This window comes from Streptomyces sp. KR55, assembly GCF_052245645.1.
In the GTDB taxonomy this organism is placed as follows: Bacteria; Actinomycetota; Actinomycetes; order Streptomycetales; family Streptomycetaceae; genus Streptomyces; species Streptomyces flavusporus.
In genome coordinates this window covers 1-14,069 of record NZ_JBQQCE010000246.1, presented here as the reverse complement: position 1 = coordinate 14,069, position 14,069 = coordinate 1, and the positions used below count along the sequence as shown (strand labels likewise).

The following is a 14,069-nucleotide window of genomic DNA, read 5'->3' as shown; positions in this document are numbered from 1 at the left end:
ATGCGGGGCAGCGGCGGCCGGGGTGAAGCCGGTGGGCTGCGCGGACGGGGCGGAGGCCGGGTGGCCGGGGGCGGGGTGCGGGGCCGGGTAGCCGGAGGCGGAGTGTGCGGCCGGGTGGCCGGAGGGGGGGTGCGGGGACGGGGCCGGCTGCGGGCGGGGCCGGGTCTGGGAGCCGTACGAGTCGGTCCCGGCGTGCAGCACAGGGCCCTCCCCTGTGTTCCGCGGCCGGATCGCCTGCATGCCGTGCACCTGACCGCCCACCGCCCGTCGCTCCAACTCCTCCATACGGGACCGGAGTTCGGCACACCGTGCGGTCGCGCGTTCATGGTCGTCGCGGGCCCAGGCGAGGTCCAGGCGGATGGCGTCGGCGTCCTGCCGGGTGGTGGCGGTATGGAGCAACCGCCCCAGCTCGGCGAGCCGTTCGGCGGCGTAGCGCTGCTCGCGGAGCATGACGTCGAGCCGGTCCCCGAGGGCGTCCCGGCCGCCGAGCGTGGCGTCGTACGCGAGGAGTGCGGCGGCGTGCAGGGAGCGGGCCTGTTCCTTCTCCGGGCCGGCGACGCCGGGGCCGTACTCCGCGGCGAGGTCCTGCAGTAGCGCCTCCACGACGTCCCACGGCGGCACTTCACGCCCGTCGAGGCAGGCCTGCATGCCCTCGGGGTCGCGCTGCCAGAACACGGCACACCACCCGCCGCCCTGATCCAGGCGCGCCAGCAGGCCGTCCAGGTAGTTCGCGAACTCCCGCACCTGACCGGGGAGTTGATCCACTGTCATCGCTCAACCCCCGCAAGACCGGAGCGCTCCGGTTCCGTAGACAACACCAGCCGTGTTACAGGCTCGCTACGGGGAGTTTTCAGAGGGAACGCGGAAGCCTCAGATCACCCGGACCCCAACAGTGACATCACACCGCTGCCGACGTACACGCTCCGGCCAGTTCGTCCATCGACAGACCCAGGGCTCCGGCCAGCGCGGCCACCGTGAAGAAGGCCGGAGTCGGGGCACGGCCGGTCTCGATCTTGCGGAGCGTCTCCGCGGAGATACCCGCGTTCGCCGCGACGTCCGCCATGCTGCGGCCACCGCGGGCCTCACGCAGCAGCCGTCCGAGCCGCTCGCCGCGTTCACGTTCTTCCGGGGTCAACGGGGTGCGCACCATGCCGTCATTCTAATACCGGTATAGTAATTGGCATGGTCGAGCTGAAGACGGACACATCAATCGACGCCATGCGCGAGGCGGGCCGGATCGTCGGGCGGGCACTGACCGCCGTACGAGCGGCCGCGGACGTCGGCGTCTCCCTGCTGGAGCTGGACGAGGTGGCCCGCGAGGTGCTGCGCGAGGCGGCGGCGACCTCCCCCTTCCTCGGCTACCGCCCCTCGTTCGCACCCACCCCCTTCCCCGCCGTCATCTGCGCCTCGGTGAACGACGCGATCGTGCACGGCATCCCGACCCGCCACCGCCTGCGCGACGGCGACCTGGTCTCCATCGACTGCGGCGCCGAACTGAACGGCTGGGTCGGCGACTCGGCGATCAGCTTCGTCGTGGGCACGCCCCGCGCGGCCGACCTACGACTGATCGACACCGCCGAGAGGGCCCTGAACGCCGGCATCGAGGCAGCGGTCGTCGGCAACCGCATCGGCGACATCGCCCACGCCATCGGCTCGGTGTGCCGCGCGGCCGGGTACGGCATCCCGGACGGCTTCGGCGGCCACGGCGTCGGCCGCCGGATGCACGAGGACCCCCCGGTCCCGAACGAGGGCCGCCCCGGCCGCGGTCTCCCCCTGCGCCACGGCATGGTCCTGGCCATCGAGCCGATGCTGATCGCAGGCGGCAAGGACGACTACCACACGTCCCCCGACGGCTGGACCCTCCGCACCAACGACGGCTCCCGCGCAGCCCACACGGAACACACGGTAGCGATCACGCAGGCAGGGCCCCGCATCCTGACGGCAAGGAATTAGCGCCCTCAGGGGCACGCCCCCCAGGGGCGCGGGGAACTGCGCGACAAGCCCCCCCGACAACCCGCACTCGCACAACTCGATCGAGCCCCCGGACCGTAGGCGCCCGAGAACATGCCGCCCGCAACCGATCGTGCCAGGGTGTTAGAAGCACACCCACGCATAGCCGCGCAGCGCAAGGGCACTCGTGCACCCGGCATGTCGATCAGCGAAACGGAACTGAGATGACCAGCGGCTTCCCCGGCCCCGAGGGCTTCAACTCAGACCCCTTCGGCGAGTTCCTGGCCCGCTTCTTCAGCGGCCCACGCCCCGGCCCACGCCAGATCAACATCGGCCAGCTGCTCAGCCAGCCGGCCAGGGAACTCGTACGCGGCGCCGCCCAGTACGCCGCCGAGCACGGCAGCCGGGACCTGGACACCCAGCACCTGCTGCGGGCCGCCCTCGCCACCGAACCGACCCGCAGCCTGCTCAGCCGCTCCGGCGCCGATCCCGACTCGCTGGCGTCGCAGATAGACGAGCGCTCCGGCCCGGTCCAGCACCCGCAGGGCGAGGTCCCGTCGCCCACGTCGCTGTCCCTCACCCCGGCCGTCAAGCGTGCCCTGCTGGACGCGCACGACCTGGCCCGCGCGAGCGGCACCGGCTACATCGGCCCCGAGCACGTGCTCAGCGCCCTGGCCGCCAACCCGGACTCCGCCGCCGGACACATCCTCAACGCGGCCCGATTCGCGCCCGGAGGTCTGCCGGCCGAAGCGCCGGATTCCGCACCGGTCCGTACGGAGCGACCGCGGGCCGCCGCGACCCCGACGCTCGACAAGTACAGCCGCGATCTCACCGACCTGGCCCGCCAGGGGCGTATCGACCCGGTGATCGGCCGGGACGAGGAGATCGAGCAGACCATCGAGGTGCTCTCCCGGCGCGGCAAGAACAACCCGGTGCTCATCGGTGACGCGGGCGTCGGCAAGACCGCCATCGTGGAGGGCCTGGCCCAGCGGATCGCCGACGGCGACGTGCCCGACGTGCTGACCGGCCGCCGGGTGGTCGCCCTGGACCTGACGGGCGTGGTCGCCGGTACCCGCTACCGGGGCGACTTCGAGGAGCGGATGAACAACATCGTGGGCGAGATCCGCGCCCATTCCGAGGAGCTGATCATCTTCATCGACGAGCTGCACACCGTCGTCGGCGCCGGCGGGGGCGGCGAGGGCGGCTCGATGGACGCCGGGAACATCCTCAAACCGGCCCTGGCCCGCGGGGAGCTGCACATCGTCGGGGCCACCACGCTGGAGGAGTACCGACGGATCGAGAAGGACGCGGCGCTGGCCCGCCGCTTCCAGCCGATCCTGGTCCCCGAGCCGACCACCACGGACGCGATCGAGATCCTGCGCGGGCTGCGCGACCGCTACGAGGCCCACCACCAGGTCCGCTACACCGACGGGGCCCTGGTCGCCGCCGTCGAGCTGTCCGACCGCTATCTCACCGACCGCCGCCTGCCCGACAAGGCCATCGACCTGATCGACCAGGCCGGGGCGAGGGTGCGGCTGCGGGCCCGTACGAAGGGCACGGACGTCCGGGCCATGGAGCGGGAGGCCGAGCAGCTGGCCCGGGACAAGGACCAGGCGGTCGCGGACGAGCAGTACGAGCAGGCCATGCAGCTGCGCGACCGGATCACGGAGCTGAAGCAGCGGATCGCCGACGCCGCCGGCGAGGACGAGGCCGACGAGGGGCAGCATCTGGAGGTCACCGAGGAGGCGATCGCGGAGGTGGTGTCCCGGCTGACCGGGATCCCGGTGAGCCGCCTCACCGAGGAGGAGAAGGACCGGCTGCTCGGTCTGGAGGAGCATCTGCACCAGCGGGTCGTCGGCCAGGAGGAGGCGGTCCGGGTGGTGTCCGACGCGGTGCTGCGCTCGCGCGCCGGGCTCTCCAGCCCGGACCGGCCGATCGGCAGCTTCCTGTTCCTCGGCCCGACAGGGGTCGGCAAGACGGAGCTGGCACGGGCCCTCGCCGAGGCCCTGTTCGGCAGCGAGGACCGCATGGTCCGGCTCGACATGAGCGAGTACCAGGAACGGCACACCGTCAGCCGGCTGATCGGCGCCCCGCCCGGCTATGTCGGCCACGAGGAGGCCGGCCAGCTCACCGAGGTCGTACGCCGGCACCCGTACTCACTGCTCCTGCTGGACGAGGTGGAGAAGGCGCACCCGGACGTCTTCAACATCCTCCTGCAGGTCCTCGACGACGGCCGGCTGACCGACGCCCAGGGCCGCACCGTCGACTTCACCAACACGGTCATCGTGATGACCAGCAACCTCGGCTCCGAGGCGATCACCCGGCGCGGCGCCGGCATCGGCTTCGGGCCGGGCGGCGCCGAGGCCGACGAGGAGGCGCGCCGCGAGCAGGTCATGCGTCCGCTGCGCGAGCACTTCCGCCCGGAGTTCCTCAACCGCATCGACGAGATCGTCATCTTCCGCCAGCTCAGCGAGGACCAGCTGTACCGGATCACCAACCTGCTGCTGGAGGGGACCCGGCGGCTGATGCACGCGCAGGGCATCGCCGTCGAGTTCACCGACGCGGCCGTGGACTGGCTGGCCCGCCAGGGCTACCAGCCCGAGTACGGCGCCCGCCCGCTGCGCCGCACCATCCAGCGCGAGGTCGACAACCAGCTCTCCCGGCTGCTTCTCGAGGGCAGCGTCTCGGAAGGCGACCGGGTGACGGTGGACGTGACGGAGCGGCGGCTCGACTTCCGTACGACCGCCGGCACACGCCAGTGACGGCTACGGCCGTACCACCATCGCCGAGCCGCCGCCCCGCCGTACCTTCTCCGCCGCGGCCAGCCACTTCCCGTCCGGCAGCCGCTACACAGCCGTGGTCGCGCCGATCTCCGGGTTGAGCCGGAAGGAGTGCCCGAGGGCCTCCAGCCGCTTCCTCGACTCGCTGTCGTACAGCCCGGGTTCGAGCTCGGTCTGGGCGGCGTTGCGCTGACTTGCGCGCGGCGCGGCGATCGCGTCGACGAGCGGCAGCCCGCGGTCGAGGAAGCCGGTCAGGGTCTGCAGCACGGTGGTGATGATGGTCGCGCCGCCGGGCGAACCCAGCGCCACCACCGGCCTGTTGTGCCGGTCGAGCACGATCGTCGGCGAGATCGACGACCGTGGCCGCTTGCCCGGACCGGGCAGGTTCGGGTCGTGCACGGCCGGGTTGGCCGGGGCGAAGGAGAAGTCGGTCAGCTCGTTGTTGAGGATGAACCCGCGGCCGGGGACCGTGATGCCGCTGCCGCCGGTCTGCTCGATGGTGAGGGTGTAGGCGACGACGTTGCCCCACCTGTCGGCCACCGTCAGATGGGTGGTGTTCTCGCCCTCGTACGTCGTCGGCGCCGCCGTCCCGCCCGCGGCGCAGGCCGCCGGATTCCGCGGATCGCCGGGCGCTAGCGGGCTGGTGAGCGCGGCTTCGTCCTTGATCAGGCACGCGCGGGAGTCGGCGTACCGCTGGGACAGCAGTTCCTGCGTCGGTACGTCCTCGAAGGCGGGGTCGCCGACCCAGCGCCCGCGGTCGGCGAACGCGATCCGGCTCGCCTCGATGGAGCGGTGCAGGTACTGGATGTCGCTCGCCTTCGAAAGGTCGGTGCTCTCCAGGATGTTGAGGGCTTCGCCGACGGTGGTGCCGCCGGAGGAGGAGGGGGCGATGGAGTAGACGCCGAGGCCGCGGTACGTGGTCTTCGTGGGCGCCTGGAGCTTGGCGTCGTAGGCAGCCAGGTCCTTCTCGGACAGGTCGCCGGGCCGGGCGTTCCAGCCCGAAGCCGGGTCCACCGGCGGCTTGTCGACGGTGTCGACGATGTCGTCGCCGATGTCGCCGCGGTAGATCGCGCCGACGCCCTTCCTGCCCAGCTCCGCGTAGGTGCGGGCGAGGTCGGGGTTCTTGAAGGTGGAGCCGACGACGGGGAGTTCACCGTTCGGCAGGAACAGCTCGGCGGTGTCGGGGAAGTAGCGGAACCGGGTCTCGTTGGCGGCGGTCTGCGCGCGGAAGGTGGCGTCGACGGTGAAGCCGTCGCGGGCCAGCCGCTCGGCGGGCGCGAGCAGGGTGGCGAGCCGCTTGCTGCCCCACTTGTCGAGTGCCGTCCGCCAGGTGGCGGGCGTGCCCGGGGTGCCCACGCCGAGGCCGCTGCTGACGGCGTCGGCGAAGGCGAGTGGCTTGCCGTTCTCCAGGAAGAGGTCCGAGTCGGCGGTCAGCGGCGCGGTCTCGCGGCCGTCGATGGTCTGCACGGTACGGGACCTGGCATCGTAGTAGACGAAGTAGCCGCCTCCGCCGATGCCGGCGGAGTAGGGCTCGGTGACGCCCAGTGCGGCGGCGGTGGCGACGGCCGCGTCGACGGCGTTGCCGCCCTTCCTCAGCACCTCGATCCCGGCCGCGGAGGCGTCCGCGTCGACGCTCGCGACCGCGCCGCCGTGACCGACGGCGACCGGGACTTTCTCGGCCGGTGCCGTCGTGGGGGCCGGGGGCGCCGCGGCCCCCACCGACACCACGGCGGCGGACACCGCCAGGACCGTCAGTTTCCGCACGACAGGGCGACGCATCCGCACCTCCAGTCAGGAACCGGTTCGCGCAGCCTAATCCATTGCCATGCCCCCGTCAGGATCACACACCTGCGCGCCGGCATCACCTCGAACACGGTTTCCCTGCGCCCGCTACCATGCGCGCCCATGAATGACGACGTGCGCAACATCGTCCTGGGCGTGATCGCGGCCGGCCTCAGTGCCGCGATCGGCTGGCTGGCCCGCACCTACCTCTGGAGGCGCAAGCTCCGCCGCAAGCAGGCGTTCCTCGGGCTGCCGCAGAACTCGGAGTCCCTGCTCGTCGTCAACCGCGACCCGGCCACCTCCGAGCCCGCGGTCCACCGGTTCGACGTGTTCGCCCTGCTGGAGCTCGCCGCGCTGATCAAGGACTGCGGGGCGCACGTGCAGATGGTGACTCAGGACAACGTCCAGCAGAGCTTCGGAGAACGCACCGAGTTCTGCGTCGGCGGCCCCGGCTCCAACCGGCGCATGCTGGCCCACATGGCGGCGATGCTGCCCGGCGTGCGAGTCAACATCGACCCGGAACCGGGCCCGGACCGGGGCGCGTTCCAGATCGGCAGTGAGCGCTACCCCATGGATCCCGGCGTTACGGAGTACGTCCTGCTGGCCCGCCTCACCGCGGGTGAACGGCGCGAGGCACGGCCGGTGTTCCTCTTCTGCGGGCAGCGCGCGATCACCAACCAGGCCGCGACCCGCTACCTCGCCCGCAACCACGAGCGGCTGGCCCGCAAGCACGGCACCAAGTCCTTCGTCCTGCTGCTGAAGGTGGTCAACTCGCAGGCGTACGGCCCGGACGTGGTCGAACTGGTCGCGGACGTGACGCGGGCGGCGCAGGAGCCCCTGCCGGCACCGGCACCTGCACCGACGCGCACGTCGCATCGGGCGAAGCCCTGAGCGTCGTGTGACGGCGGCGGAATACAGGTTCGGGTCACGTTCCGGAAATGCCGGGCGGATCAAGGGAGTTGGACCTGCACGGGCGTGCGCGCTGGACCGCTTACGGAGGGAAGAGGGGTACCCATGAACGCTCCGGCGCCCGACGCGCCCAAGACCGTGGTCGTCACCGGCGGGACCGACGGCATCGGCCGCGGACTCGCCGAGCTGCGGCTGGAACGGGGCGACACGGTCGTGATCATCGGCCGCGACCCGGCCAAGGCAGCGTCATTCCTCGATCACGCCCGAACGCTGGCGCTCTCGCCCGACCTGGTCGTCTGCGACGAACCGGTCTCGGCCCTCGACGTCTCGGTGCAGGCCCAGATCCTCGAACTGCTCGCGGAGCTGCAGGCCGACACAGGCGTGGCCTACCTGTTCGTCTCCCACGATCTGGCCGTCGTACGGCAGATCGCGCACCGCGTGACGGTGATGCGGGCCGGACGCGTCGTGGAGAGCGCGACCGCGGACGACCTGTTCCACGCCCCCGCCCACCCCTACACCCGCGATCTGCTGGCCGCGGTCCCGGGCAGGCCCCGGACCGGCTGAGAGGAGTCCCATGCGCATTCTGGTGGCCGAGAGCCCGCGCGCCCGGGCGCACTCGCCGGTACGGGAGCTGCGGCGCAACGCCTACCGCACGATGACGGTCGGCACCGGGCGGGCGGCCCTGGCGGCGCACCGTGAGGCGGATCTGATCCTGCTCGACCTGCGGCTGCCGGACCTCGACGCCTGCGGGTGTGCCGCCGGATCCGGGAGACAGCCCCCACCCCGGTCATCCTCCTCGCCTACGGCGCCGGGCCGGTCGAGCGGGTACTCGGCCTGCGCGTCGGCGCCGATGACTGCCTGGCCAAGCCGTACGACTTCCAGGAGCTCCTCGCCCGGATCGAGGCCTTGAGCCGGCGAGGACTGCCCGGCCCGTCCCCGGCCACGGTGACGCTCGGCGCCCTGCACCTGGACGCGCGGGCCCGCGAGGTGCGGGTGCACGGGCGGACGGTGGACCTCACCCGCAAGGAGTTCGATCTGCTGCGCTGCCTGACCCGCGAAGCGCGTACCGTGGTCGCCCTGGACCGGCTTCTGCGGGAGGTCTGGCATGCGCCGTCGTCCCGCGCGTCGCGCACTCTGGACACCCATGTCAGCGCCCTGCGCGGCAAGTTGGGAGAGCCGGGCGTTGTCGTGACGGTGTGCGGGGTGGGCTTGCGGTTCGGGGGGTTGTGACGCCGGGTGGTTCCGCCCCGTGGTGCACGGCGCCGCTCAAGAGGCGACCCCGCGTTCCTTTGCCCCCTTCTTCTCCCGTACGGCCGTGTCGGCGCCCGACACCGTCGCCCCCTCCCCCACCACCAGCGCCACCCCCGCCGCCCCGAGCGAAACCAGGCCCCCGACCACGAAGCCCGACCGCGCTCCCGCCTGTTCCGAGAGCCAGGCGACCAGTACCGCGCCCAGAGGCGTGGAGCCCTGCAGAATCAGCGTGTACAGGGCCAGTACCCGACCCCGGTAGCTCGGCTCGCTGCCCATCTGGACGCGGTGGTTGGCGGCCTGGGCGAAGTGGGTCGTGGCGAAGCCGGTGAGGAACAGCAGGGCGAGGGCGGCCGGGTACGTGGGCGCCCAGCCGGTCGCCGTCTCGGCCACCCCGAAGAGCGCCGCCGAACCGGCGACGAGGCGGGCGGACGGCCGGCTGCGGCGCAGGGTGCCGGAGAACGCGGCCGTCAGGGAGCCCGCCGCGAAGGCCGTGGTGACCAGCCCGAAGGACGAGGCGTCGGCGTGGAAGACGGTCTTGGCCAGCAACGGCAGCGTCAGCTGGAAGTTCATGCCGGCCACGGCGATCACCGCGACCAGGGACAGCGCGATCACCAGGTCACGCCGACCCGCCAGATAGCGCAGTCCGTCCCCGACCCCCGACCGGTCCGCCGTGCGCGCTGTACGGTGCAGTGCCCCGGGATCCATCCGCCGTAGCGCGGCCACCGTGGCCAGATAGCTGACGGCGTTGAGCAGCATCACCCATCCGGTCCCCAGGAGGCTGACGAGGAGCCCCGCGGCCGCAGGGCCCACGACGCGCGCGACGTTGAAGTACGCGGCGCTCAACGCCGAGGCGTTGGGCAGCAGTTCGGCACCGACCAGTTCGCTGACGAAGGACATCCGGGCCGGTACCTCGACCGCGTTGACCAGGCCGAGAGCGAAGGCGAAGACATACAGCCACCACAGCCGCACCGCATCCGTGAGCACGAGGACCGCGAGCGCGAGCGCGAGCACGCAGGCCGCCGAGTTCGCGGCCGTCAACAGCGCCCGCTTGTCGTAGCGGTCCGCCAGGCGCCCGCCGTACAGGGTGAACAGCAGGATGGGGGTGAACTGCAGGGCCGTCACGATGCCCAGGGCGGTGCCCGAGTCACCGGTCATCTCCAGGACCAGCCAGTCCTGGGCGACCACCATCATCCACGTACCGGCGACGGAGGCGACCTGCCCGGTGGCGAACAGCCGGAAGTTACGGATGCGCAGCGAGGCCAGTACCCCTGCGGCCGACGTCATGTCAGGGCAGCCGCCTCGGCGGCGTCAGCGTCTCCTCCAGGTGGGCGAGCACCCGCAGGTGGTACGCCCGTGCCGCCCACCCCAGGCTGCTGTTGTGTCCGGCGCCCGGCAGCCGCTCCACCAGGACGCGGGGCGCGCCCGTGAACCGTCCGGCGAGGTCGGCCAGGTCTTCGTCGGTGTTCCGCCACCAGGCCTCGTGCTCTGCGAAGGTCAGCCGAACCGGCACCCGCACCCGGGGCAGCAACGTGTCACAGAGCCGGGGCCAGTCCCGGACCCCCTCGGCCTCGCGGCGCGGCATCGGCGCCACCACCCGCTCGCTCGCCAGGAATGTACCGGGCGGATACAACGTCAACGGACCCCAGTTCAACCGCCGTTGCCGCACGCCGTGCAGTTGGGCGAGGCTGCCCAGGTCGACGGCGAACCGGTGGCCGATCCCGGCCACGTCCACGGCGAGGAGGCTCTCGAGGGACCCGTCGGCGGCCAGGTGCAGGGCCAGTTTTCCACCGTACGAGTGACCCACGAGCAGCACACCGGCACCGGTCGGATACCGCTCGCCGTACTCCATGATCGCCGAGCTCACCGTCACCGCCTGCTCGGCGAGCGTCTGCCCGTCCGGGAGCCGGGCGGCCGAGTAGCCGTAGCCGGGGCGGTCCAGGGCGAGCACGGTGAAACCGAGCCGTGCTCCCAGCGCGAGCAGGGACAGGTCGGGATGCGCCTGCCCGTCGAAGTAACCCGCGCTCATACCGCCGCCGTGCAGGGCGACCACGACCGCACGGGGCGCACTCCGCTCCGGCTCGGCCAGCAGCCCGGACAGGGAGACGCCCGCTGCGTCGAGCGTGATCGGCCGCACCTCGGCGGACATCGCTGCCGCCGGCTGTTCCGAGGCCGGCACGACTTGCGTCACAACGCCTCCCTTCTCATTACCCGACGTGCTGGACGCGTTCCAGCCTGCGGGGCGCTCTACGGCCCCGCAAGACGGCCGAGTTCAGGCCTTCCTCCGGTTTGCAAGCTCCTGCACCGCTGTGTATGACCGAGGTCGGACGCACGTCAGAAGAACTTCAGCGCTCAATCGTTACTGCCACGTAACTTACCGACGGGTTACCTGCGGTAAGGGTGCGCGGTTACCGTCGGGTCACTTTGCACTGACACGAGTGAGGAGTGACCCGTGGGACTGCCTCGCAAGGCCCTGCGTACGACCGCCGTGGGCGCCGTCTCCGCGACCCTGGTCGCCGGTAGCGCCCTCGGGCTCGCCCCCGCCGCCCAGGCGGCCCCCAACAGCGTCCGCTTCGTCGACATCACCGGCGACGGCGGCACCGCCCTCAAGGCGAACGTCGTCATGCCCGCGGGCGCCGACGCCGGTGACCGCTATCCACTGCTCGTCCTGCCCACCAGCTGGGGCCTGCCCCAGATCGAGTACCTCGCCCAGGCCCAGAAGCTCGCCGACGCCGGGTACGTCGTGGTCAGTTACAACGTGCGCGGCTTCTGGCAGTCCGGCGGACACATCGAGGTCGCCGGACCGCCCGACATCGCCGACGCGTCCAGGGTCATCGACTGGGCGCTCGCCAACACCCCGTCCGACGCCGGACACATCGGCATGGCGGGCGTCTCGTACGGGGCCGGCATCAGCCTGCTCGCCGCCGCGCACGACAAGCGGGTCCGGGCGGTCGCCGCACTCAGCGGCTGGGCCGACCTGATCGACTCGATCTACTCCGGCCGCACCCAGCACTCCCAGGCCGCCGCCCTGCTGAACGGCGCGGGCACGCTCACCGGCCGCCCCAGCCCCGAACTCCAACAGATCTTCAAGGACTTCTTCGCCTCCCATCTGGACCGGGAGGACGAGATGATCGCCTGGGGGAAGAAACGTTCCCCCGCGACCTACGTCGACCGTTTCAACGCCAACGGCACCGCGGTCATGCTCGCCAACGCCTGGGGCGACACGATCTTCCCGCCCAACCAGTACGCGGACTTCTACGAGAAGCTGACCGTCCCCAAGAGGCTTCAGCTGCGCCCCGGCGACCACGCCACCGCCGAGGTGACGGGACTGTTCGGGCTGCCCAACGACGTGTGGACCGACACCGGGCGCTGGTTCGACCACCACCTCAAGGGCGCGGACAACGGCATCGACCGCGAACAGCCGGTCCGCCTCAAGTCCCGTTCCGGGGGCGGCTACGAGGACTACCCGGACTGGAAGTCGGTCACCGCGACGAGCCGGAAGATCGCCCTCGCGGACACCACCACGATCCACACGAACGTCAACTCCGGGGCGGACGGCGGGATCATCTTCCTGTCGAGCATCCTCGACCAGGTCGCCCAGGTCCCCCCGATGGCCTCGATCCCCCTGCTCCCGCGCCGCTGGGCCGCCGTCTGGCAGTCGGAGAAGTACGCCACCACCCAGCACGTGCGCGGTACGGCGAAGCTGCACACGACCATCACGCCCACCAAGGAGAGCGGAACCCTCGTCGCGTACCTCTACGACGTGGGCCCGCTCGGCCTCGGCAAGCTGGTCAGCAACGCGCCGTTCACCTTCCACGGGCAGACGCCCGGCAAGCCGTTCGGCGTCGACCTGGAGCTGTTCTCCACGGCCTACGACGTCCCGGCAGGGCACCGTCTCGCCCTGGTCGTCGACACGGTCGACCCCCTCTACATCGAGCACAACCCGTCCGGCGGGCGGCTGACCTTCTCCTCGCCGGCGAACGACCCGTCGTACGTGTCGATTCCGCTGCGCGAGCAGTGATCTGCGGCCGCTGCCGGGCGGGCCTGGCGCGGGGTACTGCTGCCCCCTACGGGATGAACGGCACATAGTAGTCGAGGTGCGCAGCGATGGCCCGACCGGTTGTGCAGGGCAGGGACCCGGCCTCCGGCCGGTCGGGAGACACAGGTTCGGACTGCGTCAACGAGCCGGTGTCGAACAGCAGATGGGGGCGGGGGCCGGTCCCCCGCTCGGTGCGGGTGGGTCAGGACTCGGCGACCTCCGCGTACAGCTGGGACAGCTCCGGCACACCATTCGCGGCCCACTCGTGACCGGAGGCCACCACGTCGAACTCGCGGCCGGACTCCAGCCGCACCACCGGCTGGCCGTCGGGCCAGATCTCCCAGGCCGCGCCCGGCACCGTGCGCACGATGACGGTGCCCAGGTACAGACCGGCGTCGTTGCCCAGCCAGGGCAGGATCTCCTCGTCGTCCCGCCAGCGCGGCAGCAGCTGGTCGAGCGCCTCCAACGAGGCTGACGTGTCGTCGAGTCGGACGCCCGCCCGGCCCGCCTGGGAGCGGAGCAGCTCGCACTCGGCCAGGAGCTCGGCGATGCCCGTGGGGTCGGGGATCGGGGGCCGCTGGCGGCGGTGGCCGAGGAAAGGGATGTTCATACGTCCAGCCTGTCATTCGCACCCGCGTGCGCACCACAGGCGCGCGGGTGGTCGTGTCCGGTCGTCCGGGCGGTTTCATGCCGTGTTCGCTCATGGTTCGTTGACCGGCCCGCTGCCTCCTTTCTAGCTTCACGTGCGTCGTCGTCTCGGTCCGGACCAGTCCGGTCAGCGCGCTCAGCCCGGTCAGCCCGGTCAGTCCGGTCAGCCCGGTCAGTCCGGTCAGTCCGGTCAGCCCGGTCAGCCCGGTCAGTCCGGATCATCGGAGAACAGGGAGGGTCGGTTGGTACGCCGAGGTGTCCGGGGGCTCGCAGCCGTCCTCATCCTGTTCGGATCCGTGCTGCTCACGACCTCGGCACAGGCCACCGTCGAGGAGACATCCGCGCCGCTGCCGCTGGAGCAGCTCTTCGACAACACGGCCGTCAGCGATGACACCAGCCCAGCCGAAGCCGACTTCGACGGCTCGGGCGCCTCCCTGTCCGCCCAGGACCTCGACGCCGCGGGCTGGACGCCGGGCCGCGCGCTGACCGTGCAGGGCGCCACGCTGACCTGGCCGGACCGGGCGGCGGGCGAGCCGGACAACGTCCGGGCCGACGGCCAGAGCGTGTGGCTGTACGGCACCGGCGACGCGCTCGCCTTCCTGGTCGCGAGCACCGCCGGCGACGAGGTCACCGGCTCGGGCACGGTCTCGTACGCCGACGGGAGCCAGTCGACGTATGTGCTCGGCGCGCCCGACTGGCGCCGGGGTCCGCTC

The 14,069-nt window shown here is 71.7% G+C and carries 10 protein-coding genes and 3 pseudogenes; 7 read left to right on the top strand and 6 right to left on the bottom strand.

Annotated elements, in window-relative coordinates:
• Window positions 1-771 (bottom strand): annotated as a pseudogene (locus tag ACTWQJ_RS30495) (hypothetical protein); the annotation flags it as partial.
• A gap of 127 nt (window positions 772-898) precedes the next feature.
• Entirely contained in the window at window positions 899-1,150 is a 252-nt protein-coding gene (locus ACTWQJ_RS30490) for a helix-turn-helix domain-containing protein (RefSeq protein WP_443309747.1), read from the bottom strand.
• A 32-nt stretch (window positions 1,151-1,182) separates the two neighbouring features.
• Between ACTWQJ_RS30490 and map the strand changes: the two genes are divergently transcribed.
• Together map and ACTWQJ_RS30480 are read left to right on the top strand one after the other, a co-directional pair.
• Window positions 1,183-1,953, top strand: coding sequence for a type I methionyl aminopeptidase (gene map / locus ACTWQJ_RS30485; RefSeq protein WP_443309746.1), 771 nt, complete (start codon window positions 1,183-1,185; stop codon window positions 1,951-1,953).
• A gap of 221 nt (window positions 1,954-2,174) precedes the next feature.
• Window positions 2,175-4,712 (top strand): ATP-dependent Clp protease ATP-binding subunit, encoded by a 2,538-nt coding sequence (locus tag ACTWQJ_RS30480; RefSeq protein ID WP_443309745.1) that lies wholly within the window; start codon window positions 2,175-2,177, stop codon window positions 4,710-4,712.
• A gap of 3 nt (window positions 4,713-4,715) precedes the next feature.
• Here ACTWQJ_RS30480 and ggt read toward each other — a convergent pair.
• Window positions 4,716-6,509: pseudogene (gene ggt, locus ACTWQJ_RS30475) on the bottom strand (gamma-glutamyltransferase).
• A 126-nt stretch (window positions 6,510-6,635) separates the two neighbouring features.
• Here ggt and ACTWQJ_RS30470 point away from each other — a divergent pair.
• From ACTWQJ_RS30470 to ACTWQJ_RS30460, 3 genes are all read left to right on the top strand, one after another.
• Entirely contained in the window at window positions 6,636-7,403 is a 768-nt protein-coding gene (locus ACTWQJ_RS30470) for a hypothetical protein (protein WP_443309744.1), read from the top strand.
• 123 nt (window positions 7,404-7,526) lie between these two features.
• Window positions 7,527-7,985: an SDR family NAD(P)-dependent oxidoreductase gene (locus tag ACTWQJ_RS30465; protein ID WP_443309743.1), complete on the top strand. Its 459-nt coding sequence runs from the start codon at window positions 7,527-7,529 to the stop codon at window positions 7,983-7,985.
• 186 nt (window positions 7,986-8,171) lie between these two features.
• A complete protein-coding gene (locus ACTWQJ_RS30460; protein ID WP_443309742.1) occupies window positions 8,172-8,651 on the top strand; it encodes a response regulator transcription factor in 480 nt (159 codons plus the stop codon).
• Window positions 8,652-8,687: 36 nt separating this feature from the next.
• Here ACTWQJ_RS30460 and ACTWQJ_RS30455 read toward each other — a convergent pair whose 3' ends face one another.
• On the bottom strand, window positions 8,688-9,956 hold the full coding sequence (locus tag ACTWQJ_RS30455; protein WP_443309741.1) for an MFS transporter: 1,269 nt from the start codon (window positions 9,954-9,956) through the stop codon (window positions 8,688-8,690).
• Window position 9,957: 1 nt separating this feature from the next.
• The gene (locus ACTWQJ_RS30450) at window positions 9,958-10,818 is read right to left on the bottom strand and encodes an alpha/beta hydrolase (protein ID WP_443309748.1); all 861 of its coding nucleotides are present in this window, start codon (window positions 10,816-10,818) and stop codon (window positions 9,958-9,960) included.
• Between the two features lie 303 nt (window positions 10,819-11,121).
• On the opposite strand from ACTWQJ_RS30450, the gene ACTWQJ_RS30445 reads away from it, so the two are divergent.
• A complete protein-coding gene (locus tag ACTWQJ_RS30445) occupies window positions 11,122-12,690 on the top strand; it encodes a CocE/NonD family hydrolase (RefSeq protein WP_443309740.1) in 1,569 nt (522 codons plus the stop codon).
• Window positions 12,691-12,910: 220 nt separating this feature from the next.
• Here ACTWQJ_RS30445 and ACTWQJ_RS30440 read toward each other — a convergent pair whose 3' ends face one another.
• A complete protein-coding gene (locus ACTWQJ_RS30440) occupies window positions 12,911-13,318 on the bottom strand; it encodes a DUF6278 family protein (protein ID WP_443309739.1) in 408 nt (135 codons plus the stop codon).
• A 334-nt stretch (window positions 13,319-13,652) separates the two neighbouring features.
• Between ACTWQJ_RS30440 and ACTWQJ_RS30435 the strand changes: the two are divergent.
• A pseudogene (locus ACTWQJ_RS30435) lies at window positions 13,653-14,069 on the top strand (SGNH/GDSL hydrolase family protein); the annotation flags it as partial.

Coding starts and splice junctions, on each gene's coding strand:
- ACTWQJ_RS30490 (WP_443309747.1), bottom strand. CDS start 1,150: ATGGTGCGCACCCCGTTGACCCCGGAAGAACGTGAACGCGGCGAGCGG.
- map (WP_443309746.1), top strand. CDS start 1,183: ATGGTCGAGCTGAAGACGGACACATCAATCGACGCCATGCGCGAGGCG.
- ACTWQJ_RS30480 (WP_443309745.1), top strand. CDS start 2,175: ATGACCAGCGGCTTCCCCGGCCCCGAGGGCTTCAACTCAGACCCCTTC.
- ACTWQJ_RS30470 (WP_443309744.1), top strand. CDS start 6,636: ATGAATGACGACGTGCGCAACATCGTCCTGGGCGTGATCGCGGCCGGC.
- ACTWQJ_RS30465 (WP_443309743.1), top strand. CDS start 7,527: ATGAACGCTCCGGCGCCCGACGCGCCCAAGACCGTGGTCGTCACCGGC.
- ACTWQJ_RS30455 (WP_443309741.1), bottom strand. CDS start 9,956: ATGACGTCGGCCGCAGGGGTACTGGCCTCGCTGCGCATCCGTAACTTC.
- ACTWQJ_RS30450 (WP_443309748.1), bottom strand. CDS start 10,818: ATGTCCGCCGAGGTGCGGCCGATCACGCTCGACGCAGCGGGCGTCTCC.
- ACTWQJ_RS30440 (WP_443309739.1), bottom strand. CDS start 13,318: ATGAACATCCCTTTCCTCGGCCACCGCCGCCAGCGGCCCCCGATCCCC.